25 protein-coding genes and 1 tRNA gene are annotated in these 26,750 nt (G+C 69.4%); 12 read left to right on the top strand and 14 right to left on the bottom strand.

What is annotated here, in order from left to right; translation table 11 throughout:
• Positions 1 to 4 precede the first annotated feature (4 nt).
• Genes wecB through ACFYRH_RS03000 form a run of 5 tightly spaced genes read left to right on the top strand, consistent with a single transcriptional unit; the run spans position 5 to position 7,364 of the window.
• Entirely contained in the window at positions 5 to 1,057 is a 1,053-nt protein-coding gene (gene wecB / locus ACFYRH_RS03020; protein WP_387767160.1) for a non-hydrolyzing UDP-N-acetylglucosamine 2-epimerase, read from the top strand.
• Positions 1,058 to 1,061: 4 nt separating this feature from the next.
• Positions 1,062 to 2,258, top strand: a complete 1,197-nt coding sequence (locus tag ACFYRH_RS03015) for an acyltransferase family protein (protein WP_387767157.1) — start codon at positions 1,062 to 1,064, stop codon at positions 2,256 to 2,258.
• 25 nt (positions 2,259 to 2,283) lie between these two features.
• Positions 2,284 to 3,585, top strand: coding sequence for a nucleotide sugar dehydrogenase (locus tag ACFYRH_RS03010; protein WP_387767154.1), 1,302 nt, complete (start codon positions 2,284 to 2,286; stop codon positions 3,583 to 3,585).
• Entirely contained in the window at positions 3,582 to 6,206 is a 2,625-nt protein-coding gene (locus ACFYRH_RS03005) for a glycosyltransferase family 4 protein (protein WP_387767151.1), read from the top strand. Before ACFYRH_RS03010 ends, ACFYRH_RS03005 begins: the two co-directional genes overlap by 4 nt.
• Positions 6,207 to 7,364, top strand: a complete 1,158-nt coding sequence (locus ACFYRH_RS03000; protein WP_387767149.1) for a glycosyltransferase — start codon at positions 6,207 to 6,209, stop codon at positions 7,362 to 7,364.
• Between the two features lie 147 nt (positions 7,365 to 7,511).
• On the opposite strand, the gene ACFYRH_RS02995 is transcribed toward ACFYRH_RS03000, so the two are convergent.
• Positions 7,512 to 9,452, bottom strand: a complete 1,941-nt coding sequence (locus ACFYRH_RS02995) for a CocE/NonD family hydrolase (protein WP_387767146.1) — start codon at positions 9,450 to 9,452, stop codon at positions 7,512 to 7,514.
• Positions 9,453 to 9,600: 148 nt separating this feature from the next.
• On the opposite strand from ACFYRH_RS02995, the gene ACFYRH_RS02990 reads away from it, so the two are divergent.
• Positions 9,601 to 10,581 carry a hypothetical protein gene (locus ACFYRH_RS02990; protein WP_387767143.1) on the top strand — a complete coding sequence of 327 codons (981 nt, stop codon included), beginning with the start codon at positions 9,601 to 9,603 and terminating at the stop codon, positions 10,579 to 10,581.
• A gap of 8 nt (positions 10,582 to 10,589) precedes the next feature.
• A complete protein-coding gene (locus tag ACFYRH_RS02985) occupies positions 10,590 to 11,525 on the top strand; it encodes a hypothetical protein (RefSeq protein ID WP_387767140.1) in 936 nt (311 codons plus the stop codon).
• Positions 11,526 to 11,643: 118 nt separating this feature from the next.
• Here ACFYRH_RS02985 and ACFYRH_RS02980 read toward each other — a convergent pair whose 3' ends face one another.
• Complete coding sequence (locus tag ACFYRH_RS02980; protein ID WP_387767137.1) at positions 11,644 to 11,958, bottom strand: hypothetical protein; 315 nt, start codon at positions 11,956 to 11,958, stop codon at positions 11,644 to 11,646.
• 63 nt (positions 11,959 to 12,021) lie between these two features.
• Between ACFYRH_RS02980 and ACFYRH_RS02975 the strand changes: the two genes are divergently transcribed.
• Complete coding sequence (locus ACFYRH_RS02975) at positions 12,022 to 13,071, top strand: hypothetical protein (RefSeq protein ID WP_387767134.1); 1,050 nt, start codon at positions 12,022 to 12,024, stop codon at positions 13,069 to 13,071.
• Here the strand turns inward: ACFYRH_RS02975 and ACFYRH_RS02970 are convergent.
• On the bottom strand, positions 13,020 to 13,895 hold the full coding sequence (locus ACFYRH_RS02970; protein ID WP_387767131.1) for a hypothetical protein: 876 nt from the start codon (positions 13,893 to 13,895) through the stop codon (positions 13,020 to 13,022). The genes ACFYRH_RS02975 and ACFYRH_RS02970 overlap by 52 nt on opposite strands.
• An 88-nt stretch (positions 13,896 to 13,983) precedes the next feature.
• On the bottom strand, positions 13,984 to 14,982 hold the full coding sequence (locus tag ACFYRH_RS02965; RefSeq protein ID WP_387767128.1) for an SPFH domain-containing protein: 999 nt from the start codon (positions 14,980 to 14,982) through the stop codon (positions 13,984 to 13,986).
• A gap of 79 nt (positions 14,983 to 15,061) precedes the next feature.
• On the opposite strand from ACFYRH_RS02965, the gene ACFYRH_RS02960 reads away from it, so the two are divergent.
• Together ACFYRH_RS02960 and ACFYRH_RS02955 are read left to right on the top strand one after the other, a co-directional pair.
• Entirely contained in the window at positions 15,062 to 15,745 is a 684-nt protein-coding gene (locus tag ACFYRH_RS02960; protein WP_387767125.1) for an NUDIX domain-containing protein, read from the top strand.
• A gap of 34 nt (positions 15,746 to 15,779) precedes the next feature.
• Positions 15,780 to 16,460, top strand: coding sequence for an SDR family NAD(P)-dependent oxidoreductase (locus ACFYRH_RS02955; protein ID WP_387767122.1), 681 nt, complete (start codon positions 15,780 to 15,782; stop codon positions 16,458 to 16,460).
• Here the strand turns inward: ACFYRH_RS02955 and ACFYRH_RS02950 are convergent.
• On the bottom strand, positions 16,417 to 17,310 hold the full coding sequence (locus ACFYRH_RS02950) for a carbohydrate kinase family protein (RefSeq protein ID WP_387767119.1): 894 nt from the start codon (positions 17,308 to 17,310) through the stop codon (positions 16,417 to 16,419). The two genes, ACFYRH_RS02955 and ACFYRH_RS02950, sit on opposite strands and share 44 nt — an antisense overlap.
• A gap of 87 nt (positions 17,311 to 17,397) precedes the next feature.
• Here ACFYRH_RS02950 and ACFYRH_RS02945 point away from each other — a divergent pair, with 87 nt between their 5' ends.
• Entirely contained in the window at positions 17,398 to 18,612 is a 1,215-nt protein-coding gene (locus ACFYRH_RS02945) for an alpha/beta hydrolase family protein (RefSeq protein WP_387767116.1), read from the top strand.
• Between the two features lie 11 nt (positions 18,613 to 18,623).
• Here ACFYRH_RS02945 and ACFYRH_RS02940 read toward each other — a convergent pair whose 3' ends face one another.
• The 9 genes from ACFYRH_RS02940 to ACFYRH_RS02900 form a co-directional block, all read right to left on the bottom strand.
• Positions 18,624 to 19,253 carry a CoA transferase subunit B gene (locus ACFYRH_RS02940; RefSeq protein ID WP_387767113.1) on the bottom strand — a complete coding sequence of 210 codons (630 nt, stop codon included), beginning with the start codon at positions 19,251 to 19,253 and terminating at the stop codon, positions 18,624 to 18,626.
• Between the two features lies 1 nt (position 19,254).
• On the bottom strand, positions 19,255 to 20,043 hold the full coding sequence (locus ACFYRH_RS02935) for a CoA transferase subunit A (RefSeq protein ID WP_387767111.1): 789 nt from the start codon (positions 20,041 to 20,043) through the stop codon (positions 19,255 to 19,257).
• A 166-nt stretch (positions 20,044 to 20,209) separates the two neighbouring features.
• Entirely contained in the window at positions 20,210 to 21,142 is a 933-nt protein-coding gene (locus ACFYRH_RS02930) for a hypothetical protein (protein ID WP_387767108.1), read from the bottom strand.
• A 54-nt stretch (positions 21,143 to 21,196) separates the two neighbouring features.
• Positions 21,197 to 21,895 carry a carbohydrate-binding family 9-like protein gene (locus tag ACFYRH_RS02925; RefSeq protein ID WP_387767105.1) on the bottom strand — a complete coding sequence of 233 codons (699 nt, stop codon included), beginning with the start codon at positions 21,893 to 21,895 and terminating at the stop codon, positions 21,197 to 21,199.
• Positions 21,888 to 22,373, bottom strand: a complete 486-nt coding sequence (locus tag ACFYRH_RS02920; protein WP_387767102.1) for a hypothetical protein — start codon at positions 22,371 to 22,373, stop codon at positions 21,888 to 21,890. Before ACFYRH_RS02920 ends, ACFYRH_RS02925 begins: the two co-directional genes overlap by 8 nt.
• A gap of 9 nt (positions 22,374 to 22,382) precedes the next feature.
• On the bottom strand, positions 22,383 to 23,003 hold the full coding sequence (gene lipB, locus ACFYRH_RS02915; protein WP_387767099.1) for a lipoyl(octanoyl) transferase LipB: 621 nt from the start codon (positions 23,001 to 23,003) through the stop codon (positions 22,383 to 22,385).
• A 16-nt stretch (positions 23,004 to 23,019) separates the two neighbouring features.
• Entirely contained in the window at positions 23,020 to 24,330 is a 1,311-nt protein-coding gene (locus ACFYRH_RS02910; RefSeq protein ID WP_387767096.1) for a J domain-containing protein, read from the bottom strand.
• A 70-nt stretch (positions 24,331 to 24,400) separates the two neighbouring features.
• Positions 24,401 to 24,477: transfer RNA gene (locus ACFYRH_RS02905), tRNA-Pro, on the bottom strand.
• Between the two features lie 24 nt (positions 24,478 to 24,501).
• Complete coding sequence (locus ACFYRH_RS02900; RefSeq protein WP_387767093.1) at positions 24,502 to 25,446, bottom strand: metallophosphoesterase; 945 nt, start codon at positions 25,444 to 25,446, stop codon at positions 24,502 to 24,504.
• A 59-nt stretch (positions 25,447 to 25,505) separates the two neighbouring features.
• On the opposite strand from ACFYRH_RS02900, the gene ACFYRH_RS02895 reads away from it, so the two are divergent.
• Positions 25,506 to 26,702, top strand: a complete 1,197-nt coding sequence (locus ACFYRH_RS02895; protein ID WP_387767090.1) for an RNA-guided endonuclease InsQ/TnpB family protein — start codon at positions 25,506 to 25,508, stop codon at positions 26,700 to 26,702.
• The last annotated feature ends 48 nt before the right edge of the window (positions 26,703 to 26,750 follow it).

Genomic DNA, 26,750 nt, shown 5'->3' with positions numbered 1-26,750 from the left:
CCTGATGAAGGTCCTGAGCGTTGTCGGTGCACGACCGCAGTTCGTGAAGCTGGCGCCGGTCGCGGAGGCGTTCGCCGCGACCGACCACCAGCACGTGATCGTGCACACCGGACAGCACTACGACAAGAACATGTCCGACGTGTTCTTCGCCGACCTGCGGATCCCGGACCCGGACGTCCACCTGGGCGTCGGGTCCGGCAGTCACGGTGTCCAGACCGGCGCGATGCTGGCCGCGATGGACGCCGTACTGGACGAGCACAAGCCGGACTGGGTGCTCGTCTACGGCGACACCAACTCGACGCTGGCCGGTGCGTTGTCGGCGGTCAAGATGCACCTGCCGGTCGCGCACCTCGAGGCCGGGCTGCGCTCGTTCAACCGGCTGATGCCGGAGGAGCACAACCGGGTGCTCACCGACCACGCGGCGGACCTGCTGCTGGCCCCGACCCAGGTGGCGATGGACCACCTGGCCAACGAGGGGCTGGCGGGCAAGTCCCGGCTGGTCGGCGACGTGATGACCGACGTCTGCTTCCGGGTCCGTGACGCGGTGCAGGACAAGCCGCTGGACCTGCCCTTCAAGCAGGGCGAGTACGTCGTGTCCACCATTCACCGGGCCGAGAACACCGACGACCCGGCGCGGCTGGCCGCGATCGTCGACGGTCTGGCCGCAGCTGGTGCGCCCGTGCTGCTGCTGGCGCACCCGCGACTGGTCGCGAAGTGCGCGGAGCACGGCATCAAGCTGGAGCGTCCGGACGGTTCACTGCACGTCCGCGAGCCGCTGGCGTACCCGGAGATGGTCTCGGCCGTCCTCGGTTCGGCCGGCGTCGTCACCGACTCCGGGGGACTCCAGAAGGAGGCGTTCCTGCTCGGCAAGGTGTGCACCACGCTGCGCACCGAGACCGAGTGGGTGGAGACGGTGGACGCGGGATGGAACGTGTTGACATCCGACGTGAGTAAGCTGCCTGAGCTGGCTGCCCGGCCGGCGCCCACGGGGGACCGCCCGATGCCGTACGGCGACGGCCACGCTGCGGAGCGTGTCGTCTCTACTCTCGCGGAGTAACTACATGACGAAGGCCGCCGAAGAGAACCAGACGCCGACCCAGGATCTCCCTGGGTCGGCCGATGTGGGGACCCCACCTCCAGGCGCGCCTGCGAGTACGGCGACCGCGGGCGGGCCGGCGGCCAGCGCCGGCCGGTTGCCTCGCGTCGAGTCGCTCACCGGCCTGCGCTGGTGGGCGGCCTTCTTCGTCTTCTGCCACCACATGACGCAGCTGGCGCCGCTGCCGGTCTACGACTTCCTGAAGTACGGCACGTCCGGCGTCACGTTCTTCTTCGTGCTGTCCGGCTTCGTGCTCACCTGGTCGTCACGGCCGGGCACGAAGATCGGCACCTTCTACCGGCGCCGGTTCGCGCGGATCTTTCCGCTGTACTTCCTGACCCTGGTGGCGGCGTTCTTCGTCTTCTACCGGGTCGACCCGCCGGCCGGGATGTCGTGGATCAAGCCGATCTCGATCACCGTGCTGGTGCTGTCGACGTTCCTCGTGCACGGCTGGTCGAACAACCCGACCATCCTGTACGGCGGTAACCCAGCCGGCTGGACGCTCTCGGTGGAGGCGTTCTTCTACGCGTACTTCCCGTTCGTCTGGCGCGCCACGCAGAAGCTGAAGACGGCCGGCGGCCTGATCCTGTGCGTCGCGGTGATCGTGCTCGGCGGCGCCTACCGGCTGGCGTTGTTCCACTACAAGGACGTCGTACCGATCCTGCCGCAGCCGGTCCTGCACTCGGTGGCGTTCCTGTTCGGCATCGGTCTGGCGATCGCGCTGCGCTCGGGCTGGAAGCCGCGGATCCCGGTGTGGTTCGCGTTCCTGGTCACCGGTGGCGGCCTGTACGTGCTCTGGTACTCCGGCGCGCACCCGACCGAGGTACCCGGCGCGATCACCATGGGTCTGTGCCAGAAGGAATTCCTGACGTTCCTGTACGGCTTCCTGATCCTGGCGGTCGCTGCCCGCGACATGCGCGGCGGCCGGTCGCTGCTGCGCAGCAAGCCACTGGTCGCGCTCGGCCAGTGGTCGTACGCGTTCTACCTGATCCACGCCACGATCATGTACGCGATCAAAGAACACCACGGCATCGCCGGCCCGATCGGCTGGTCGAACCTGACCTGGTACGCCGGTGTCCTTGCCCTCTCGATCTTCGCCTCGTGGCTGCTCTACAAGTTCGTCGAGCACCCGCTGGAACGGAAGCTCCGAGGCCCCCGATGAAGAATCACTACCTAGTGGAGAACCTGTGCGTGTCAGTGTTGTTGCCTTAGGCAAGATCGGACTGCCGTTGGCGGTCCAGTTCGCCGCCAAGGGCCATCAGGTCGTCGGCGTCGACATCAACGAGAAGTTCGTCGAGCTGGTGAACGCCGGCCAGGAGCCGTTCCCGGGTGAGGCCCACCTGCAGGAACTGCTCTCCGAGACCGTGGCCGACGGCCGCCTGCGGGCGACCACCGACTACGCGGACGCGATCCCGAACAGCGACGCGGTCGTCGTGGTCGTGCCGCTGTTCGTGGACGAGCAGACCGGGCAGCCGGAGTTCGGCTGGATGGAGAACGCGACCCGTTCGCTGGCCGAGCACCTGACGCCGGGCACGCTGGTCAGCTACGAGACCACGCTCCCGGTCGGCACCACCCGGAACCGGTGGAAGCCGATGATCGAGGAGATCTCCGGTCTCACCGAGGGCACCGACTTCCACCTGGTGTTCTCCCCGGAGCGGGTGCTCACCGGCCGCGTGTTCGCGGACCTGCGCAAGTACCCGAAGCTGGTCGGTGGCCTGTCCGAGGAGGGCGCGAAGCGCGCCACCGCTTTCTACGAGGCCGTCCTGGACTTCGACGAGCGCCCGGACCTGGACCGCGCGAACGGCGTCTGGGACCTGGGGTCGGCCGAGGCGGCCGAGCTGGCCAAGCTCGCCGAGACCACCTACCGGGACGTGAACATCGGCCTGGCGAACCAGTTCGCCCGGTTCGCCGGCCAGAACGGCATCGACGTGCACGCCGTCATCGAGGCGTCGAACTCGCAGCCGTACAGCCACATCCACCGGCCCGGTATCGCGGTCGGCGGGCACTGCATCCCGGTGTACCCGCGGCTGTACCTGTACACCGACCCGGACGCCACCGTCGTCCGCGCGGCCCGCGAGGCCAACGCCGGCATGCCGGACTACACCATCGGCCTGCTCGAGGGCGCCTTCGGCGAGCTCAAGGGAGCCAAGGTCGTCGTGCTCGGCGCGTCGTACCGTGGTGGGGTCAAGGAGACGGCGTTCTCCGGGGTGTTCCCGGCCGTGGAGGCGCTGAAGGCACGCGGCGCGGAGGTGTCCGTGCACGACCCGATGTACACCGACGAGGAGCTCCAGGCGTTCGGCTTCACGCCGTACACGCTGGGGTCGCCGGTGGACGCGGCCGTGTTGCAGGCGGACCACGCGGAGTACGCGCAGCTGAGCCCGGCCGACCTGCCGGGCGTGAAGGTACTCGTCGACGGTCGTGACCGCACCGACCCGGCCAAGTGGGCCGGCGTGCGGCGGATTGTGATCGGAAGGTCGGTCAGCCAGTGACAACTGCCGACCTGCGGGTCGTGATGATGGTCGCCAACGACGTCACCAACGACAGCAGGGTCCGCAAAGAGGCCGCAGCACTGGCCGAGACCGGAGCAGAGGTAACTGTGCTCGGGGTCTCGGCCAGCGGCCTGCCGTCGAGGGAGATGCTCGACGGTGCGCTGATCGTCCGGGTGGCGGTGCCCTTCGCACTGCGTGAGGAGCGGAAACGAAGCCGTACGGCGCGCCGCAACTGGCGGCCGCCGCTCGTGGGTTACCGGTACCGCGGGACCTATGTCGCGCGCAGCCAGCGGATCGCGGCCGAGCTCAAGGAGCTGAAGGCCGACTCCGGGCACGCGATCGCGCGCGCCAAGGCCGGCCAGGGGAACCCGCTCAAGTTCAAGTTCGGCGTCGGCACCCGCCTGCTGCGCCGGGCCCGCTGGAAGGCCGCCGAGCGGGCCACGTGGGTCCGCAAGGGGGTCGGCAACAAGGCCGACGCCCCGTTCAAGTTCAGCTGGCGGGCGTACGACGGGGTGCTGCACCGGCTGCCGTGGCCGGCGCCGTGGCGCAAGCTGCACCCTGAGGCGCTCGACCTGGAGATCGCGTTCGGCGACCTGATCGACCGCCTCGAGCCGGACGTGGTGCACGCGCACGACATGCACGTGATCGGTGTCGCGACCCGCGCCGCCGGCCGGGCGAAGCTGCGTGGCCGCACGCTGAAGGTCGTGTACGACGCGCACGAGTACGTCGCCGGACTCTCGCAGTACGGCGCTCGCACGCGGCGCTCGATCGCGGCCTGGGCCAACCACGAGGCCGAGTACATCGGCGAGGCGGACCGGGTGATCACCGTCAGCCCGGCGATCGCGACCCGGCTGCGCAGCGAGCACCACCTGGACCACGAGCCGACCGTGGTGATGAACACGCCGAACCCCGCTGACGTGTCGGTCGAGGTGTCCGACATTCGCAGCGAGATCGGTCTGGCGCCCGACGTACCGCTGCTGGTCTACAGCGGCGGGGTCACCCGGGCACGTGGCATCCACACCGCCGTCCAGGCGCTGGTGGACCTGCCGGACGTGCATCTCGCCGTCGTCTGCGTGCCTGGTGTGGCGACGGATGCCGTGCGCGCGCTGCAGGCGGAGGCCGTGCAGCTGGAGGTCCAGGACCGGCTGCACTGCCTGGACCCGGTGAAGCCGGACGAGGTGGTCGCGTTCCTGCGCACCGCCGACGTCGGCCTGATCCCGATCCTGCGCTACCCGAGCCACGAGATGGCGCTGCCGAACAAGCTGTTCGAGTACGCCTTCGCCGGCCTGCCGGTGGTGGTCAGCGACATGCCGAGCATGAAGGAGTTCGTCGATCGCACCAAGATCGGCGAGGTCTTCACCGCGGCCGACGCGCACGGTCTGGCCGCGAAGGTCCGGACAGTGCTCGGTGACCTGGACTCCTACCGCGAGCGGGTCGCCGATCCGGCGTACCAGCAGGAGGTGTCCTGGGCGGGGCAGGCGACCAAGCTGCGGGCGCTGTACGGCGAGCTGACCGGGCGGCAGCTCGAGATCACCCGACCGGGCGGCAAGATCGTCAAGACCGGGCGGCACCTGTTGCTCGGTCCAGTGAACAGCGCCGGTCAGGCGTGGCTGTGGGCGACCGCGCTGGAGCGTGAGGTTCCGGACATCAAGGCCGAGTCGCTGACCACGGGCAGTGGCGCGTTCGACTTCCGGGTGCACCGCACGGGCACCTACCGGCAGTACCGGTCGGACCTGCGCTGGCAGCTGGAGCTGACGGCGTACGCGTTGCGCGAGGTCACCCACGTGCTGTTCGAGGCGGGCCGGCCGATGTTCGGTCAGCAGCGCGGGCAGATGTGGACGACCGACGTACCGATGCTGGACCAGGCCGGGATCAAGCACGGTCTGGTGTTCCACGGCTCCGAGATCCGGGACCCGGCACAGCACCGCGAGCAGTACCGGTACTCGCCGTTCCGCAACCCGGACGACGAGCTGACCCAACGGCTGCAGGCGGCGAACAACCTGATGCGCCGGCACCTCGACGGCTACAAGGGTCCGGTCTTCGTCACGACGCCGGATCTGCTGGAGTTCGTCGAGAACGGCATCTGGCTGCCGCTGGCGGTCGACGTCGAGGCGTTCGCGTCCACGCAGCCGGTGCTCGAGCGCGAGGTCCCGGTGGTGCTGCACGCGCCGTCGGCGAGCGCGCTGAAGGGGTCGGCGTACGTCGACCCGGTGCTCACCGACCTCGATGCGCGGGGACTGATCGAGTACCAGCGGGTGCAGGGCGTGCCGCACGCGGAGCTCGCCGAGATGGTGAAGAGCGCCGACATCGTGGTCGACCAGTTGCTGCTCGGCTCGTACGGCGTGTTCGCGTGCGAGGCGATGGCGGCCGGCCGGGTCACCGTCGGACACATCGCGGACCCGGTCCGGGACCTGCTGCCGACCGACCTGCCGATCGCCGAGGCGAATCCGGACGACCTGGCGGAGGTGATCGAGCGGCTGGTCGCCGAGCGTGACACCGCCCGCAAGATCGCCGACTCGGGTCCGGGGTTCGTGCGCGACCTGCACGACGGGCGGAAGTCGGTGGAGATGTTGCTGCCGTTCTTGAACAACGAGCTGCCGGTCGAGGACGAGAGCGAGTAAGTGCGGATTCTGATGATCGCGCAGTCCCCGATCGCCGGGGACTCGCGGATCCTCCGGGAGGCCACGGCGCTGGCCGCGGCCGGTCACACGTTGCACGTGATCGGCCGCGACGTCCCGGACGGCTTCGAGGTGGGCCCAGGGATCACGGTCGAGTCGGTGTCCCGGTCGTCCGGTCTGCGGGCAGGGAACGGCGGGCTGACCGTCGGGCACGGGCACTCGGGGCCGAAGGTGCTGCTCAAGCGGTTCGGCCGGTGGCTGCTGCTGCCGGAGCACCGGAGTCGCACCGAGAAGCAATGGCGGGTCGCCGCGGCTGCCCAAGTTGCTGCGGCCGGGCCCGTCGACGTCGTGCATGCGCATGACTTCAACACGCTGGAGCTCGCCGCGGAGTACGCCGAGAAGTGGTCGGCGGCGCTCGTGTACGACAGCCACGAACTGTGGTTCGACCGTGCGCTGCCGGGGCGTCCGACGCCGCTGTGGCGCGCGCGGGGGCGCAAGTACGAGGTCTCGCTGGCGTCGAAGGCGCGAGTGGTGTTCACGGTGTCGGACGGGATCGCGGAGCGGCTGCGCTCGCGGGGGCTGAGCGACGTGCGCGTCGTACGGAACACGTTCCCGCGCGCGGACGACGTACCGCCGGCTCCCGAACAGCCCGAGGGACTGCTGTACGCCGGACGTGTCGGTGCCGGGCGGGACCTGCCGACCGTGGTGGCGGCGGCTCGTCAGCTGGCGCCGTTCCGGACGGTGCTGATGGGGTCGGTGGATCCCAACTATCGCTTGGACCTCGGGCCGGTCGAGACCGTCGCGGAGCGCTCCATCGACGAGGTCGACGACACGCTGCGGTCCTATGGCATTTCGTTGGTCACCCTGACGAACACCTGCGAGAACCATCGGCTCGCCTTGCCGAACAAACTCTTCCACGCCGTCCGGGCAGGCGTCCCGGTCGTCGCCGCCGACCTGCCCGAACTGCGGGCGGTCGTCACCCAGTACAAACTCGGCGGCCTCTACGAGCCCGGCAACCCGGCGTCGCTGACCGCAGCAGTCCGCTCGGTGATCGAGAACTACAGCACCTACACCGACGGCGTCCGCGCCGCTGCAGCAGAACTGAACTGGGAACACGACGCCGCCACCCTGGTCGCTGCCTACGACGAATTGAGCGGCTAGCGCCGAAGCCGCCCGACGGCTGCAGCTAGCGCCGAAGCCGCCCGACGGCGAGCTGGGCGGCTAGCGCCGCGCTCTCACGCCACCGACCCGCAGCGCCCTCCGGCTGACACCGCCCACCCCGACCGAAGGTCGGGGTGGGCGGGCGTTTCAGCGGGAAGCTTCGACCATCTGCTTCATCAGTTCTACCGGATTCTTCTCTGGCTCCGGTTGAGCCAGCCGGTTGGAGGAGACCCGGGACCGCGGTGCGTCAACTGTTTGGAGGGCAGCGGTGTAGCCCGTCAGCGGAAGCGTCAGCGACGAACGGGTCGGGTCGAGGGTGATCGTCGCGCCGGTGAACGGGACCGACGGGTTGTCGGGCTCGACCGTCAGCACCAGACCCAACCGATGCCCAGCACCGAACACCACATCGTCGGCGTTCAGCTCGAACGTGAGGTCGTACCAACGATCCGATCGCAGCGATTCCTTGGTGTACAGGGATTTGTAGTGCCCGACATCCGCCAGGGTTCGGATGACGACGGACGTGTCGGAGACCGCGGTGTTGATCTGCGTCTTCGCGTAGCACCCGGTGTCGAGCGTGTTGCCGTCACCCCAGCACACCCGGGTGTCCGGCACGTTGGTGACGTTCACGTACCGGTTCGCCGTACCGTAGTCGACCAGTCGGGCTTTGATGCCTGCGGCAACTTTGTCGACCTTGACCCGGACCGACACCTTCCCGGTACCGCTGACCCGGACCGCCTTCTCCAGCTCGTCGCTGAGGAACACGGCCCGATCGATGCGCGGTGTCGTCGGATCGAGTACGACGGTGTCCTCGGACTCCTTCGACGTACCGGTGAAGCTGATCGGGTCGCTCGACGCGGCCGCGATCGACAACCCACCGGCCTTCGCACCGGACGCCTTGCTCAGCTTCAGCGTCGTCTGCCGAGCACCCGCGGCCGGCCAGCGCGCCTCGTCCACGAACGATCCGTCCTCGCGCTGGATCGTTGCCTGCGGCGTCTTCATCACGTCGTTGTCCAGGCCCTGGAGCCAGTGGTCGAACCACGGGTGCAGCTTGTTCACCCATTCGTCGCGGAAGCTGAACCCGTCCAGGTGCACGCCCTGGTGCAGGAAGATCTTCCGCGGCACGTTCCGCTGCGCGAGCTCGTCCCACCACTCGCCGAACTGCCGGGTCTTCACGTTCTCGTCGCCCAGACCGTGCACGACGTACACGCTGGCCCGGACCTTCGAGGCGTCGAGGCGGTAGTTCCGCGGATCCCACCACTTGATGTACGAACCGGTCGGGGTGTCGGACGCGTGCTCGATCTCGTCCGTCATCGCGACGCAGCGCGGCGACGCGTCGTTGCTCACGTAGTCGTGCAGGAAACCCATGTACTCGTCGTAGAACGGCACGCCGAAGCCGCGGGTGTAGTCGTACCAGCTGGAGATCGCGGCGATCGGCACGATCGTCTCCAGCCCGCGAACGCCCGTACTCGCGACCGAGTTCGCGATCGTCCCGTTCCAGGACACGCCGATCATGCCTGCCTTGCCCGTCGACCAGTCCGCCGTCGCCGGCGATCCGTCGGTCGTGTGAGCGGTCGTCCGGTTGTTCAGCCAGTCGATGACGGCCTTGGTCCCTTGTACTTCGAGGTTCGCGCCGACGTCGCTGCACCCGGTGGAGCGGAAGGTCCCAGGCATGTCCACGAATGCGACGGCGTACCCGCGGGGGACGAAGTAGTTGTCCAGCCAGCTCCCGTACACCTGTCGGACGCCGACCCCGTCGAAGTAGCTCGCCGGATCGCCGGCGTAGTACGGCGAGGCCTGGATGATCACCGGCACGTCGACGCCGGCCCGAGCCGCCTCACCCGGCCGGATGATGTCGACCGTGATCTGGTCGGTGACCCCGTTCGCGTCCCCGTCGAGCTTCGGTACGTCGACCTGCACCTTCTCGTGGATCGCGTTGTCGTAGTCGTACGCCGGCACCGTGGCGGTGCCCTGAACGAACGGCTTCGCCGGGCCGGCGGTGGCGGTCAGGGTGGCGGTCAGGGTGGCGGCCGGGACCAGAACGGCGGCGGCCAGGAGAGTGAGCCCGGCTCGTAACCGAGTTGTGCGCATACGTGACTCCCCCTATGGGCGGTAGGTGAGGAACCATTTTGTGCACAGATCTCACTCGCCCGCTCACTTTTGGTGAAGTGCACGGGTAATACTTCGCTCGCAACTTTCCGTGTCCGCCCCGTATCAAGAGTTCTGAAAGGGGGCCGACATGAACCCACGACTCACCGCCCTTGCCGGAAGCGCCGTACTCGCACTGACCGCGCTGCTGCCCGCGGCCGCGCACGCCCAGGGAGCGGCCAAGCCCGACCCGACCAAGCCGGGGGCCAAGGTGCCCGGGACCAGCAGGAAGATCACGGCCGCGCAGGCCGCCGCCTGCTTCGTCTGGAACGGCGGAGTCACCGCCACGGGAGCGCACCGCTTCGCGGACCCGACCGCCACCACCCCGCCGACGGTGCCGGACGACTGGAGCACCGCCGGCGTGTACAAGCCCGGTCAGGTCCGGCTGAGCGCCCGGCAGACCACCGAGCCGGACATCTCCGGCACCGATCGATCCGGGTATGTCGTGATCGGCGACGCGCTGTACTACAGCTACTACCAGGGCTACGAGGACGGCACCATCGACAACCAGAGCCTGTCCCGGGTCGGCGGCGGCTGGGGCAGCTTCACCTACCTCGAGACCTCGGACTACGAGAGCCCGGACAACGGCAAGCCCAAGGTCTACCGGTCGGCGGCGTACGCGCTGCGCAACGACGGCGTGCTGTTCCGCTGGAACACCGGCGGCAAGGGCTGGAAAGCCTCCGGGTCGTACCCCGGCTTCTCGGCCGTCAGGACGATGACGCTGATCGCCAAGACCCCGACGTACGACACCTTCTTGGCCAACACCAAGGGCGGGGCGCTGTACACGATCCGGATCCCGTCGGCGTCGCCGATGAAGCCGATCGTCAAGCAGGTCCGGACGCGTACCTGGCAGGGCTTCGAGGCGCTGTCCGCGATGGGTTGCGGCCAGTACGGCACGCTGCTGTTCGCGATCGACAAGGACACCAAGAAGGGCTACCTGTACGCCATCGGGCACGCCAACGGCCTGTCCACGGTCATCCAGTCCCGCGGTCAGGTGCCGGGCACGTTCGGCGACCCGGTCGACTTCCGCTGGGTGCCGATCCCGGTGTACGACACAGCCAACGGCGAATGAGGTTGTCGATGTTCCGTCAGGCCATCGGTCTGGCCGCTGCCGCCGGACTCACCCTCGCGGTGGGTCCGGCGCCGCAGTCGGCCACTGCAGCACCCGCAACTGCCAACTCGATCGCGTCGGTCACCGCGGCGTGTGCTCTCGGCCTCGGTTCGCTCGCCGACGGGTGGGGCGTGAACAGCCGCGTCCTGACGGCGACGTCACCACCGACCACGAGCCCGGTGCTCCACACGCCGGACGTCTACCAGCCGCCGTACGACGTCATCAATCCGACGGCGTTCACCGCGACGCCGGCCGGTAACGGGCGGACGACCCGGAGCGGCAAGGTGGTGTGGGGTGCGGGCTATCTGATGGAGAGCTCGTACACCATCGGCCCGGACGGCAAGGTCGTCGGTACTCCGGTGTTCAAGCGGATCGGGAACGGATGGGGCGGACGGTTCCTGATCCAGTCGCAGTACAAGGCGTCCGCGACCAGCAAGCCGACGCGGACGACGCTGTACTCGCAGGACATGTACGGGAAGTTCGGGCGCTGGACCGATGTCGGGAAAGGGTTTCGGAACACCGGGTACGTGGGTGGGATGAGCCCGATGAAGTCGTTCGCGCTGATCGCCACGACGCCGACGTACGACATGTTCCTGGCGAACAACCGGGCCGGCGGGCTGTACACGGTGAAGATCCCGGCGACGGTGCCGTTGAAGCCGATCATCACGCCGGTCCGGACCTCCAGTTGGCAGATCTTCGAGCAACTCGTGTCGGCCCCGTGCGGCCGCACCGGGTCGCTCCTGCTCGGCATCGACGAGGACGCCCACATCGGCTACCTGTACGCCGTCGGCCACGCGAACGGCGCCGCCACGGTGATCAAGTCGCTCGGCAGGACCCCCAACACCTTCGACGACTTCGACTACTTCCGCTTCACCCCCGCCTACGACCCCCTCAACGGCGGGTAACCCCCATCCCAGGCCGCGGGCCGTGGTGGGGGAGAGTGCGGATGGCGGGTTGTTTGGTGACTGACGTGCTGCAACCCGCCACTGGTGAAACAGGCCGCCACTCGCGCCACGACTGAGGTCAGCGGGTGCTGGCTTGGTGGGGGGCGCGGTTCTGGACGTCCTGCGACGTCCAGAACTCGTCGAAGGCGGGGCTGGCGGCGCGGAGTTCGTTGACCAAGGCCACTAGTTCCGCGTCGTCGGCGTACGCGGCTGACGCCTGCCGGAGCAGCGCGACCGAGTCCTTCGCGACAGTGGGCCAGTCTGCGTAGAACTCCCGGGACCTCGGACGATGGTCGACGACCTGCGGCGCACCCTCCCGGCCGTCCCGGTCAGCGAGGTCGCCGACCTGATCGCGTACGTCGTCACTCGCGCCCGCGAGGTCAATCTGCCGCACTTGATCATCCAGCCGTCGAAGGAGATCTGACGCTTGTTCACACGGGTTTCGTAACCTCGCGGCATGATGACGACGCGACGTACGCTGTTGAAGGCCGGAGCTCTGGGGATCGGGCTCGCCGCGACGCCGGGACTCTCCGTGGCGGCCCGGCCGCGGCGTACGAGGGTGCTGCTGGCAACGAACGAGCCGTGGGGGACCTACCACGCGCAGCCGCTGCTGGCCGAGGCGCAGCGGCGCGGGTGGGAGCTGGTGCAGGTCGTCCCGGACCTGTCGCAGATCAAGCCAGGTGATCCGGTGACGGTCGCGACGTTGAGCGACGTACGTCAGGCTGATCTGTTGGTGGTGAACGGCGCGGAGGCCTGGCCGGCGGATGTTGCGGCGGCGTTGAAGCGGCTGCCGATGGCGGCGAGCTCGTTGGCGTATTTGAAGCCGGTCGAGGCGCCGCGGGCGAAGGAGTTCCGGTCGCGGTTGGAGCTCGTGACGGCCGCGTCGCCGGCCGAGTCCGACGTGTTCGCGGCGTACCTCGGATGGAAGCGGCACGTGCGGATGGTGGGCTCCGCGCAGACGGACAACCTGCCGAAGTACGCCCCGCAGAAGGATCGGGTGCTGGTGCTGACGAGCGTGACGCACCCCGACCAGACCGGGAACGCGGCACCGGGGACGCAGCTGCTGCTCGACGCGGCGGCGAAGCTGGAGGCCGCGGGGAAGCACATCGTGGTCGGTCTGCACCCGCGGGAGGACCGCACGTTGTGGGACCGGTACGAGATCAGCGCGCTCGGTTCGGTGCCCGAGTCCGCGACCGCCGAGTGTGCGGTCGGAATCCCGGGCACGGTGTTCCCGATCGTCGCGGCGGTCGGCGTACCGCTGGTCGGGTGCGTGGACCCGAAGCTGCAGGTGCCGGACTACATCCTGAGCGTCTGCTCCTCGACGATCGACGTGCCGGGGCAGGCCGCCGCCGCGATCGAGGACGCGAAGCCGGCCGGCCGGGGCGCGGTGTTCGAGGCGGTCGGCCCGATCGGTGGCTCGGGCCGGCGGCTGTACTCGGCGTGGCACGCGACGATTCAGACCACCAGGCGTAACTTCACCTCGGCGACGCCGATCTCGACGCGCTGACCCCAACCGATGCTCAGGGTGTCGGACTCCATACCGTCGCCGAAGACCACCAGGTCGGACTCGGCGGTGATCGTCAGTGAGTCCGGCGCCTCGAGCAGCCCTTCGGTGTTGTCGGTCCCGGTTGCGGGTGACGGCCACGCCTCGCGAACGAACCAGCACAGCACCGGATCGGTCGGTCCTGGTAGGGCGAGTGGGCTCCGGCGTTCCTGCCAGGCGGATCGGCACCAGCCGGTCGAACCGGTGCCGGTGCCGATCAGGATCCCGGACGACGACTGGCGCTCGGGCACGCCGTCGGGTGCGCCGAGCCGGTAGCGCGCGGACTGGTGCGTGCGGTGGCCGACGTACACCTCGTTGAGGGCGATCAATCGTTGGCCGTCGTCGGTGCTCGCGGCAACCATCGTCCGCTCGGCGACGTTCCGGGTGGCCAGGAGGCCGGTGATCGCGGACGGTTCGTGCGGGACGAGTACGCCGGGGTTGCGGGCCGGCTCGGGGTTGATCCCGATCACCGGTTGGCCGTCGAGGTACTTCGCCACGTTCGCGACCAGACCGTCCTGGCCGACCGCGATCACCACGTCCTCCGGGCCGAACCCGAACCGGTCGAGATCGTTGCGCTCAGCAACCGTACGCCGCCAGTCCAGCGGGATCGCGGCGGAGACCGTGGCGAGCGCGTCCTGCTGGGCCTGATGTCGTGCGTCGAGCTCGGCCAGGTCGCGGCCCCGCCCGGCGAGGAAGAAGCCGGCCTGCTGCCGCGTCCCGTGCCGGGCGACGAGCTCGGTCAGCTCGGTAGCCCGATGTACGATCACCGCCCGCGGCGGCAGACTCATGCTGAGCCTCCCGCGATCAGGTGCGGGCTCACGAGCGCGCCTCGGGTGCGCGGGCGCAGGATGAGGCCCCGGGCGGTGCGGCGCGGTCTCACGACGACGCCCCGGCGGTCAGCTTCGCCAGGAGCGGGGTGAGCAGGTCGGGGGTCACGTTCAGCGTGCCGATCTCCGGCAGCGCGCCCTGCTTGATTGCCAGCGCGAGGATGGTCGACTGGTCCAGCTCGGCGTACGCGTCCAGCAGGGCGTGCTCGGCCGCGGCCTCCGCGGCCCCGATGACCCGCTTCGAATCCGCCTCCGCCTCGGCCAGCGCGCGCTGCCGGCCGGCGGCCGCCTGCGTCTCGATCTGACCCGCGGCCGCGGCCTCGGTCGCCCGCATCCGCTCGTTCTGACCGCGCTGGCTCACCAGCTGCTCCTCGCGGCGCGCCAGCTCGATCTGGTTCTGCAGTTCGTTCTCCGCGATCGACCGCTCCCGCTCGACCGCCAACGCCCGCCGCTCGTACGTCGCCTTGTCGGCCGCCTGCTGCACCATCTCCCGCGTCGGCGTCTGCAACGCCTTCTCGACGTCTCGCTCAGCCCGTACCGCGACCACGCGGACATCCTCCACCCCGATCCCGAGCCCGGTCAGTCGCTGATCCTCACGCAGCCCCGTGCCGACCGCCTGCCGGAGCGCGGTCATCCCGTCGGACAGCGCCTCGGTCAGCGACATCCTGGCCAGCAGATCGAGTGCGGTCTGCTGCGCCAGCTCGGTCAGCAGTCCGCCGAGCTGCTCGAGCGGCGTCGACCGCCACAGCCCGCTGTTCGGGTCGATGCCGAAGTCGAGCCGGCTCGCGGCCAGCGCAGGGTCGATCACCCGGTAGGTGACGGTCGCCTGGACGGCGACGTCCTGGAAGTCCTGCGTCCGGCCGTGGAACAGCAACGGCTGCTCGCGGTCGTCGATCGGGATCTCGCTCAGCGACGAGTTCAGCGCCCGGAACCAGAACGCCTGGCCGGCGCCGTCGTGGGCGACCCGCCCGTTGCGCAGGTGCCGCACGTGGGTGGTCGGGTTGGCTCGCAGGTGGCTGATCAAACCGAACCGGGTGATGTCTGCCATCTCTTCGTTCTCCTTGTCGTCACTATGACGATAAGGCGCGGGATGGCTTATCGTCAAGATGACGTTTAGAGTGGTCGGCATGGATTTCGAGCCGCTCGGCCTGGCCACCGACCTGGTCATCCTGACCGTCCGCGACGGCCGCCTCCAGGTGCTGCTGATCCGCCGCGGCATCCCGCCGTACGAGGGCCGCTGGGCGCTGCCCGGTGGGTTCGTGCGCGGCGGCGAGGACCTGGAGGCGACCGCGCGGCGCGAGCTGGCCGAGGAGACCGGCCTGGCGTCGGAGCGCATCCACCTCGAACAGGTCGCGACGTACGGCGCTCCCGATCGCGACCCGCGCGGCCGAGTGGTGAGCGTGGCGTATCTGGCCCTGGTCCCGGACTTGCCCACGCCGGTTGCCGGCTCGGACGCAGCGTCCGCGAGCTGGGTCGACACCACCGAGGTACTGCGGGACTCGGGCCGGCTGGCGTTCGACCACCACCGGATCCTGTCCGACGGCGTCGAGCGGGCGCGCGCCAAGCTCGAGTACTCACCGCTCGCGACCGCGTTCTGCCCGCCGGAGTTCACGATCTCCGAGCTCCGCGGCGTCTACGAGGCTGTCTGGGGTACGCCGCTCGACCCGCGGAACTTCCATCGCAAGGTCACCAAGACCCCCGATTTCGTCGCCCCGAGCGGCCGGACCACGACCCGCGACGGCGGCCGCCCCGCCCAGCTCTTCCACCGCGGCACGGCTACCACCCTGCATCCACCGATGGCCCGCGCTTGACCTCCAGCCGACTCGAGGTGTTTGCCTGTCGCCCATGACCTTCGCCGGACGGAACGTCCTCGTCACCGGCGCCGGCCGCGACACCGGCCGCCGCCTCGCCCTCGCCTTCGCCGCGCGCGGCGCCCATGTGCTCGTCACCGCGCGGCAACGGGCCGCCGCCGAGGACACCGTGGACCTCATCCAAGCCGCGGGCGGTCGCGCGACTGCCGCCGTACTCGATCTGGCCGACCCTGCAGCGATCGACCAATTGCCCGTCGAACGACTCGACGTCCTGGTGAACAGCGGAGCGCAGTACCTGGGTGGCTCGCCGACAGCCGCCGAGATCACGGAGGCGATCGCGGGAGCGGCGACCGGGACCGTGCTGCTCACCGAGCGGCTCCTGCCAGTGCTCAGGGCGTCGGGCAGCGCGGACATCGTCAACCTGATCTCGGCGGCCGGTGAGATCGGCCAGCACCGCTCAGCGGCGCACGGGGCGTTCTACGCCGCCAAGCACGCCCAGGCCGGGTACGCCGAGATTCTGTCCGAACGCCTGCGGCCGGAGGGGATCCGGGTGATCTCGCTGTTCCCGCCGGACTTCGTCCAGGACGGTCCGCGCGAGGCGGACGCGGCGCTCACCGCGGACTCGGTCGTCGACTGCGTGCTCTTCGCTGTCGGTCAGCCGCGGGACTGCTTCATCCGAGCTTTCTACTTCGAACAGCAAGCTCCTCGGCGGTGATCAGGTTCGTGTGGGTGCCGGCGGAGCCGCAGGCCCAGGACGCGGCGACGGTGCCGGCCAGAGCCGCGTCCTGCCACGGGGCGCCGTCGAGGTAGCGGGCCAGGAACGCGGCGACGTACGCGTCACCGGCGCCGTTGGTGTCGACGACCGGGCGGTCCGGGAAGTCGATCGCGGGGAAGTGCCGGACGTCCTTGCCGCGGACGTGCAGGTAGCTGCCGTCGGCGCCGGCCATCGCGACCACGGCCTCGGCCCGGCCGTTGGCGAGGATCCAGCCGACCGCGTCCGGCGGCAGTGCACTGGTCGACACGAAGACGATGTCCGACGCGGTCGCGAAGTCCTTGTGGTGGTCGTTCTTCCCGTCCCAGTCGTGCAGGTCGGTGGAGATCGAGCGGTCCGCGGCGATCGCGTCGCCGAGGGCATCGCGGGCGAAGTCCATGATCGAGACATGTACGTGCTGGGCGCGCCGCAGCGCGGGCCGCCAGAGGCTCGGGTCGACGCGCAGACCGGCCGGGTGCCGCCCGTCGTACATCGACAGTCGTCGGCCGTCGGGGCTGACCAGGTTCACCGAGCGTCTGGTGCCGCTCGGGTGCAGCACCACGCGCAGCGGGATCCCCAGCTCCTGGTACTCCCGCCGGATCCGGATCCCCTCCGGGTCGTTACCGATCACGTCGACCAGCCCGGCGTTCAGCCCGAGCAGGTGGCAGCCCAGCGCGACACCGTGCCCGGTGTGCGCCAGGTACGTCTCGATCGGTTCGACCGGGACTGTGTCCACATCCCCCAACGGCAGGCTCGGCACCCGCACGATCGTGTCGATCCCCACTCCACCGATCACCAGCACATCCAACTCCACGGGTCCCGTCTTACCCGACTTTCGCCAGGGATCACAGGTGTCTTTCGCAAGCTGAACGCACCCTTGGTGACCGGGCACAGTCGACGCATGCTGACCAGACGCCTTCTGCTCGCCTCCGCGGGCGCAACCCTGCTCACACCGCTCACACAGACGGCTCAGGCAACCACGCGGAGTAGTCCGATTCCGATCCGGATTCCGCGGCCGACCGGTCCGTTTCCGATCGGCACGACCGAGCTGCATCTCGTCGACCACGGTCGTGACGACCCGTACGTGCCAGGTCGCGCGCGGGAGTTGATGATCAGCATCTGGTACCCGGCGTCTCGGTCCGCGGCGCCGGCGCCGTACCTACAGCCGTTGACCGCCCAGGTGTACGGCGAGGGCGCCGCTGCCGCGCTCGAGCAGCCGCTCGGGACCATCGACTGGACGGGCGCCAAGAGCCACGCGGGTCTGCTCGCGCCGGTGCTCCCGGGCCGTCGTCCGGTCGTGCTGTTCTCACCGGGGTTCGGCGTACCGCGAGGGCTCGCCTCGATCACCGTCTCCGAGCTCGCGAGCCGCGGGTACGTCGTCGTCACGGTCGACCACACGTACGAGGTCGCCGGTGTCGACTTCCCCGGTGGGCGGCTCGAAGTACAGACGCTGCCCACGACGCCGTACGCGCTGCTCGCCCGCGACGCGCGGTACGGCGACCTGCGGTTCGTCCTGGACAGCCTCGCGGTCCTGGCCCGCGGCGAGAACCCCGACGCCGAACAGCGTCGCCTCCCGGAAGGCCTCGGCACGCTACTCGACCTCGACCGGATCGGCGCGTACGGGCACTCGGCCGGCGGAATCACCTCGCTCGACCTGCTCGTCGCCGATCCGCGGGTCCGCGCCGGGATCAACATCGACGCCGAGCTCGGCTACGGGTACGACGACCCGGCCGAGGCACCGACCGTCGCGCGCGGCACCGACCGGCCGTTCCTGCTGATGGGCTCCGGCGACACCGGACCGGGCCCGCACAACCATCACGTCGAACCGTCCTGGGGACTGTTCTGGCAGCACTCGGCAGGCTGGAAACGCGACCTGAACCTGCCCAACGGCCAGCACTACAGCTTCGTCGACTACGAGGCCCTGATCCCGTGGTTCCAGCGGTTCATCACGGTCCCGCCGGAGCTGATCGCGAACACCATCGGTACGGCGGACCCGGGCCGGGTGCTGCGCGCGATGGGCACGTACATCCCGGCGTTCTTCGACCAGCATCTCCGGCAGCGCCCGCGCCCGGCCCGCTGGCGGCACGCCCTGCCGGAGACGGCGTTCGTCCCCTGATCGGAGCAGGGCTACCGCTTGATCGGCGCCCCGGTCTTCTCCTGGAGCTCGTCGAAGGTGACGCCCTCGGCGAGCTCGACCAGGCGCAGGCCGTCGTCGGTGACGTCCAGGACGGCGAGGTCGGTGATGATCCGGTTCACCACCCCGCGGCCGGTGTAGGGCAGGTCGCACTCATCGAGGATCTTGTGCGAGCCGTCCTTGGCGACGTGCTCCATCAGCACGATCACCTTCTTCGCGCCGTGTACCAGGTCCATCGCGCCGCCCATCCCCTTGACCATCTTGCCGGGGATCATCCAGTTCGACAGGTCGCCCTTGGCCGAGACCTGCATGGCGCCCAGGATGGCCGCGTCGATCGCGCCGCCGCGGATCATCCCGAAGGACAGCGCCGAGTCGAAGAACGAGGCGCCGGGCAGCGTCGTCACGGTCTCCTTGCCGGCGTTGATCAGGTCCGGGTCCTCGCCACCCTCGACCGGGTACGGCCCGACGCCGAGGATGCCGTTCTCGGACTGCAGGACGACCGTGACGCCGTCCGGGATGTAGTTCGGCACCAGGGTCGGCAGGCCGATCCCGAGGTTCACGTACGAGCCGTCCTCGAGCTCCGCCGCGGCGCGGGCCGCCATCTGCTCACGGGTGAGTGGCATCTCAGGCCTCCAGCTTCTCGCGCTGGGCCTGGTAGGCCTCGCGGGGTTGAACCGTGCGCTTCTCGATCCGCTTCTCGATGTCCTTGCCGACGGCAACGACGCGCTGGACGTAGACGCCCGGTAGGTGGATCTCGTCCGGGTCCAGCTCACCAGGCTGGACCAGCTCCTCCACCGAGGCGATCGTCACCCGGCCGGCCATCGCGGCCAGCGGGTTGAAGTTCCGCGCGCTGCGGTCGAAGACCAGGTTCCCGTGGGTGTCGCCCTTGAGCGCGTGGACCAGACCGAAGTCGGTGGTGATCGACTCCTCCAGCACGTACGTCGTGCCGTTGATCTCCCGGGTCTCCTTCGGCTCCGACGCCTTCGCGACCGAGCCGTCCTCGTGGTACTTCTGCGGCAGCCCGCCGTCCGCGACCTGGGTGCCGACACCGGCCAGCGTGTAGAACGCCGCGATCCCGCAGCCGCCGGCCCGGAGCTTCTCGGCCAGCGTGCCCTGTGGGGTCAGCTCGACCTCGAGCTCACCGGACAGGAACTGCCGCGCGAACTCCTTGTTCTCCCCGACGTACGACGAGGTCATCTTGGCGATCCGCTTGTCGGCGAGCAGGATGCCGAGGCCCCAGTCGTCGACACCGCAGTTGTTCGACACGACGCTGAGCCCGGTCACCCCCTTGTCGTGCAGCGCGCTGATCAGCTGCATCGGGTTGCCGCACAACCCGAACCCGCCGACCGCGAGGCTCGCGCCGTCCCCGATGTCCGCCACCGCTTCCCGCGGCGACCCGTACGTCTTGTCCATAGCTGCTCCGTTGCAGGTTCTGTACCTGATCTGTGGGCCTGATCTGTGGGCCAGGTTGTTCCCGACTCTAACCAGCGACGCAGCCGGCCGCGATGTGGCTGGCACCACAGTTCTGCCGGGGATATCCCGCGGTCACACTCGCAGGTGTGACGCGACCCCACAGCGCTCAGGCGGAGGCTTCGGAGGCGTTCAGCGCCGCCAGCTCGTGGTGTGCCTCGAAGTGTGCGTCCTCGAGCCCGCGCAGCGTGAGAACGGCCGACAGGTGCGAGCGGGCCGCCGGGAGATTGCCGGAGCCCCGGGCGGTCCGGGCGAGACCGAGCCGAGCCGCGGCGACGGTCTCCAGGAGTTCGGCGTGCTCACCGATGGACAGTGCCTGGGCGTAGTCCGCCTGGGCGTCTTCCAGCTTCCCCGCTCGCCGGTAGAGCTCGGCACGCTCGCACAGCAGCAGTGCGGTCTCCTCCACCAGGCACAGCTGCTCAGCGAGCCGCAGCGCCTCCGTGGTGATGTCCAACGGCTCGTCGACGACGTACCGGAGGGCGCTCAGGGCGAGGAACACGCCCCATTGGTCCTCGAGCATCCGGAACCGGCCCAGCGCCGTACGCAACGCCTGCGCGGTGTCAGCGGGGGCCGCGGTGGTCAGACCCGGGTACCCGCGGATCAGCTCGACGGCGGCGCGGGTCCAGGCGTCACCGCTCTCGTTCCGCTCCAGCACGTCCTCGACCACCTCGGCCGACTCGAACGGGCCGAACACAAGTGACCACAGCAGCACCGTCACGGAGTACCGGAAGGGGCCGGTCGTGGTCAGCACGATCTGCTGGGCCAGCTCGATCTGCTCCTGCTCGGCCGACGCGGCGCCGTCGATCACGGCGAGCAGGTACTCCTCGTCGAGCCCGACCGGGACGGTGCGACCGAGCATGCTGAGCACCCGCTCGGCCGCCGCCGCGGCCTCGTCCTGGAGTCCCCGTGACCACCAGTACGCGGAGTACCGCGCAACCAGCCGGAGGGCGGTGCGCAGGTCGCTCTCACACGCGCGTTCGATCGCGCTGACGACCTGGTCCGCCTCCAGACTGTGTTGATCGCCGGAGCCCCCCAAGTTCACGTGCCCAATTGTCTCGCGCTCGTGTTAACGCCAGGTCACAGGGGTCACTCGCCGTCAGAAACGAAGTACGCCCCAGTGGGCCGGCAGGTGCATGTCCTCGACACCCTGCGGCGACCAGACCCAGAACTCGATCTGCTCACCCTTCTGGTAGGCGCCGTCGACCACGTCGTGCGGCCACTCGCAGCGCATGAGGTTCATCCGCCACTCGTCACCCGGGTTCGGCGGCGTGGCACGCCCCTGGTTGTACGAGGCGAGGTCGGCCCACGGTACGGCGAGTTCCACCGACCACCCGTTATCGGTGTCGGACGGGTCGTTGACGGTGCCGTCGACGTGGATCGCGGTGCGCAGTCCGGGCAGGTTCGTCGGGTCGATCGGGACGCCGCCGTCGACGTACGGCTTCGGCAGCGTCAGCTCCCAGATCGTGCCGAGCGCGTTGATCTCGAACTCGTAGTAGTTCAGCCCGTCGCCGTCCGGGTCCAGGAACAGCTCGAAGTTGTTCTCGTGGAAGAGCTTGCTGTTGTGCTCGGTCATCGTCGACCAGACGTGCGGCTCCTCGAGCTGGCCGCCGACGTACAGGTACTGGTCGTCGTACATCAGCTTCGCCCGGGTCCGGAACCGCGGCGCCGGGCCGGCGGCGATCGGGACGAAGTCGGTGGTCCAGGGCGCGGCCTCCCAGGCGGGGTCGGTCAGGGTGCCGTCGAGATTCGGCGTGGTGGCGGTCCGCGGGCACTCGTAGACGGGCAGGTCAGGCATCGGCACGCTCCAGCAGTCGGGCGACGAGATTGGCGAGCAGGAAGGTGATGGCGGTCAGCGCCGGGACGACGGCGAGGATCCAGGGCGAGTCCAGGTGGCCGGTCAGGAACGCGATCACCAGCGCCACCATGAAGGCGACGCCGAGGAACGGGACCAGCCGCGGGTGCGGCATCGCCAGCCGGCTGAGCGCGAGCCCGCCGAGCACCATCGTGACGACCACGATCACCACCAGCAGCGGGAGCCCGAGGGCGCCGCAGTTCGTGGTGTCCCGGAACCGCTCGCAGCTGCGCTCACTCAGCCACACCAGTGCGATGGTCGCGAACCCGCAGAGCAGACCGACGACGACCAGGATCAGCGCGGGCGGCAGCGGCGGGCCGTCGTACCGGTGCCGGCCGGCTTCCTCCTCCGCCTCGTCGGCGGCCTCCAGAACGGCTTCCAGATCCGCAGGCATCCGGTCGTCGTCGTCCTCCTGGCTCATTGCGGCAGGTTATCGGGCTCCCAGGCTGTGCGCGACGGCGTCGCGGACCTCGGTGTCGGTGGGCGTCGCCCGGCCCTGCTCGGCGGCCAGTTCGGCGAGCGAGACCATCGTCACGTCGTGCAGCCCGCAGCTGGTGAAGGTGTGGAAAACGGTCATGTCCGGGTCGACGTTCACCGAGAACCCGTGGCTCGTCACGCCACGCCGGATCCGCATCCCGATCGAGCAGAGCTTCCGCCCGTCCGCGGTCCAGACCCCGACCAGGCTGCTCGCGCCCTTCGGCGTGTCCCGGCGTACCAGCGGGAATCCGAGCGTGCCGAGCGCGTCGATCAGGCCGTTCTCCACCCAGCGCACGATGTCGACCGGTCCACGCTGGTGCAGGTCGATGACCAGGTACCCGACCAGTTGCCCCGGCCCGTGGTACGTCGCGAACCCGCCCCGATCCACCGCGACCGCCGGGGTGCCCACCGGCAGATCGTCCGGCGAGGTCCGCGGCCCGTAGGTGATGACGGGCGGATGACTCAGCAAGAAGAGCCGGTCCTCGGCCTCCCCGGCGATCCGCTCCTCGACCCAGCCGCGCATGTCCTTCGCTGCGACCTCGTATTCGATCTCACCCAGCTCAACCCGCTGCATGCGGTCCAGCTTAGGTTCACGCCTCAGCGACGGGCGCCTGGTACAGGACGTCGTACAGGAGGCGGCGGTCGACGATGTTGCCTTCGGCCTGTAGCCAGGTGGTGAGCTCGGCGACGGCGGTGGCCGGGGACAGGCAGGCGATGACGGAATCGGGTGCCGACACCGCGGCGATGCCCTGCTGGCCGTCGGCTGTCGGCAGTACGACGAGGTAGCCGCGGACCTCGGTGCCTCTCAGGAAGCGCTGCCAGGCGTTGACCGCTTCCGTCAGAGCAGGCGCACCGCCGAACGGCCGGCCGTCACGGAGGACCGCGCCGTAGACGTCGATCGAGTACGTACCGGGCGGTCCGACGATCGAGGCGACGGCGGCGACGCGCGAGCCCGCCATCAGCAGATGGTCGACGGTCAGGCCGCCGACCCGGGGCGTGTGGATCAGCTTCGCGGCGGGGAGGTTCAGCACCTCTTCGAGGAGGCGTGCCGTCCGGCGGACCCGGAGTACCTCCGAAGGTGGGAGCAGTGGCAACCGGCCGTCGTCGACCAGGGGCTCGCCCGGCCGGCCCCAGATGTTGGCCTCGTAGGCGGAGTACTTGTCGACGGCTCGGTCGAGTTCGCGTGCGATCGACCAGCGCCAGGTGACCAGGCGGACGAGCACGAAGCCGCCGAGCAGGGCGTACAGCGAGATCCGCGTGGTGGTGTCCAGGTGCGAGTTGGCGACCACGATCGTCGCGAGGAACGCGACCGCGACCAGGACGCCGAACCTGCTCATCACGCGGCCGAACGGGATCCGGAGCCGCCACTGGCGCGGCAGCCCGGCCACGCCCAGACACACCAGTGGGATGCCGTAGAAGAGGTACTTCGGGCTCGTCACGGCCGCGACCACCAGCGGACCGGCCACCACGATCAGCCACGCGAGCAATAGGACGATCGCCAGCACCCGCCAGCGTCCGAACCGCGGAACGGCCTGAAGCGGACCGTCCGGCTCGAACGGCACATCAGGCGCGGCGGTGGCGGTTGTGTCGTGCTGCGGCTTGTACCGCGGTGGCTCGTACGGCGGTGGCTCGTAGGGCGGTGGCTCGTGCCGCGGTGTCTCGTCGTACGGCGGGGGCTCGGAGGTGGCGCCGCTCTTCCCGGCGAGCTCGCGGTCGTAGGCCGCGCGCCGGGCGTCGTCGCCGAGGGTGGTCCACGCCTCCTGCACGACCCGGAACAACGCCGCGCTACCACCCTGGTCCGGGTGCACCTGGCGGACCAGCTTCCGGTACGCGCTCTTGATCTCGGCGGTCGTGGCGGTGCGTTCGACGTTCAGCACCTCGTAGTGGTCGGACCCGCTCACTCCCCAGCACCTCCGCGACCGAGCCCATAACGCACTCAGGGCCAGTCACGATGTGACTGGCCCTGAGTGTTGGTCGGGCTGACAGGATTTGAACCTGCGACCTCTTCGTCCCGAACGAAGCGCGCTACCAAGCTGCGCCACAGCCCGAAGTCGCGAGTAGCTTACATGGGCTCAGCGTCCGGACGAAATCGGGTTAATCCGGGGCACCAGAGTGAGCAGTGTCGCCTCCGGCCGGCAGGCGAATCGAACCGGTGCGTACGGCGACGTTCCGAGGCCCGCCGAGACGTGCAGAGCGGCCTGACGGCCGTTGTATCCCCAGGTGGAGAGCCCCTTCACGCGAGACGTGTCGAGATCGCAGTTGGTCACCAGAGCGCCGTACAACGGGACCGCGAGCTGGCCGCCGTGCGTGTGCCCGGCGAGGACCAGCGGATACCCGTCGCCGACGAAACCGTTCAGCACCCGCTGGTACGGCGCGTGCGTGACCCCGATCGACAGGTCGGCCGTCGGGTCGATCTCGCCGGCGACCTCGTCGTACCGATCACGCTTGATGTGCGGGTCGTCGGTGCCGGCGAAGTCCAGGCGCAGGCCGCTGACCTTGAGGGTGGCCTTGGCGTTGTTCAGGTCGGTCCAGCCGGCGCCCGTGAACGCGCGGCGCATCTCCTCGTACGGCAGGTCGGGGCCGTGCGGCTTGTGGCGCTGCTTGTTGGCGGGCAGCAGGTACTTGCCCGGGTTCTTGAAGTGCGGCTTCCAGTAGTCGTTGGAGCCGAACACGAACACGCCGGGCAGGTCGAGCAGATCGCCGTACGCACGGAGCAGTGGGCGGACGGAGTGCTCGCTGGAGATGTTGTCGCCGGTGTTGACGATCAGGTCCGGCTCGAGGGCGGCCAGGTCGTTCACCCAGCGGATCTTCCGCTCCTGGGACGGCATCAGGTGCAGGTCGGACAGGTGCAGCACCTTGAGCGGCGCGGCACCCTCGGGCAGCACCGGCACCGTCACCCTACGCAGGGTGAACCACCGCACCTCGATCCCGGCCGCGTACGCGACACAGGCAGCGCCCACGGCGCCGACCACGGCCGTGGTCTTGAGGGTGGTGGTGGCAAATGTGCGGAAGCTCATCGCGCCTGCTTCCTTTCGGTGATCGAGAATTGTCGGTTCTGGCTGCTTTGGTTGGGGGCATGTCCCGGTTCCGGATGTGTCCGACGGCGGCGCAGGAACTTGCGCTGCTGCAGCAGTGTCGGCATGCCCGGTTCGTGTGGAACCTGGCCTTGGAGCAGTGGTCGATGCGGAGGCCCGGCAAGCGACCGACACCTGCATACCGTGAGCAGTCCCGGCAGCTCACCGAAGCGCGAGCTGCCTTCGGCTGGTTGCGGGCGGGATCGCAGACCGTGCAACAGCAAGCCTTGCGAGATCTCGGTCAAGCCATCAAGAACTTTCGCGCCGGCACCCATGGACGCCCGACCTGGCGTCGCGCCGGACTGCACGAGGGGTTTCGCATCGTCGGACCACAGGCCGGCCGCATCGAGCGGGTGGGCCGAAAGGCTGCGCGAGTGTTGGTGCCAAAGGTTGGCTGGATCCGGTTCCGGCTGTCCCGCATCGTGCCCGACGCGAAGTCGTACCGGATCACGCGTGACCCGGCTGGTCGCTGGCACATCGCGTTCGCGGTGACTCCGGAGCCGCTCCCGCCGCCTGGCACGAGCAAGGTCATCGGTGTGGACCGAGGCGTCACCGTATCGGCGGCTCTGTCGACAGGCGAGTTGCTGAAGTGCCCCGGTCTGTCGGATGTCGAGCTGCTGCGACTCCGGCAACTGGAGCGCCGCCTGGACCGGTGCCGTCGTGGGTCGAGGCGCCGGCAGCGAGTGCAGGCCGCGATCGCCGGGCTCTACGCCCGCGCTGCCGACCGGCGCCGAAACTGGGTGGAGCAGACCAGTACCGACCTCGCGCGACGGTACGACGTCATTCGCGTCGAAGACCTGCGCATCGCGCACATGACCAGACGCGCCGCGCCGAGGCCTGACGCACGAAAGCCAGGCACCTACCTTCGCAACCACCGGCGCGCCAAAGCCGGCTTGAACCGAGGAATCCTCGCGAGCGGCTGGGGCGCCCTGGTGCGCAGGCTTGAGCACAAGGCGCCGGGGCGCGTCGAGAAGGTCAATCCCGCGTATACGTCGCAGACCTGCAGTGTTTGTGGGCATTGCGCACCGGAGAACCGCAAGAGCCAAGCGGTGTTCCGGTGTGCGTCCTGCGGGCATCAGGCACATGCTGACGTGAACGCGGCGGTCAACATCGCGGCCGGACGGGCCGTCAGTGCACGCGGAGAGACGCCAGTACGGGCCTCGCCGAGGCGTGAACCTCAACTTGCTACCTCCGCGTAGTCGTTGGAATCCTCGGCCCAAGGGCGAGGAGGGCGTCAATTCACCAGC

Origin of the sequence: Kribbella sp. NPDC004875, from assembly GCF_042873375.1 — a bacterium.
Classification (GTDB): domain Bacteria; phylum Actinomycetota; class Actinomycetes; order Propionibacteriales; family Kribbellaceae; genus Kribbella.
Note: the sequence above shows the minus strand (reverse complement) of the source record. Positions and strands in the feature narration are given on the sequence as shown.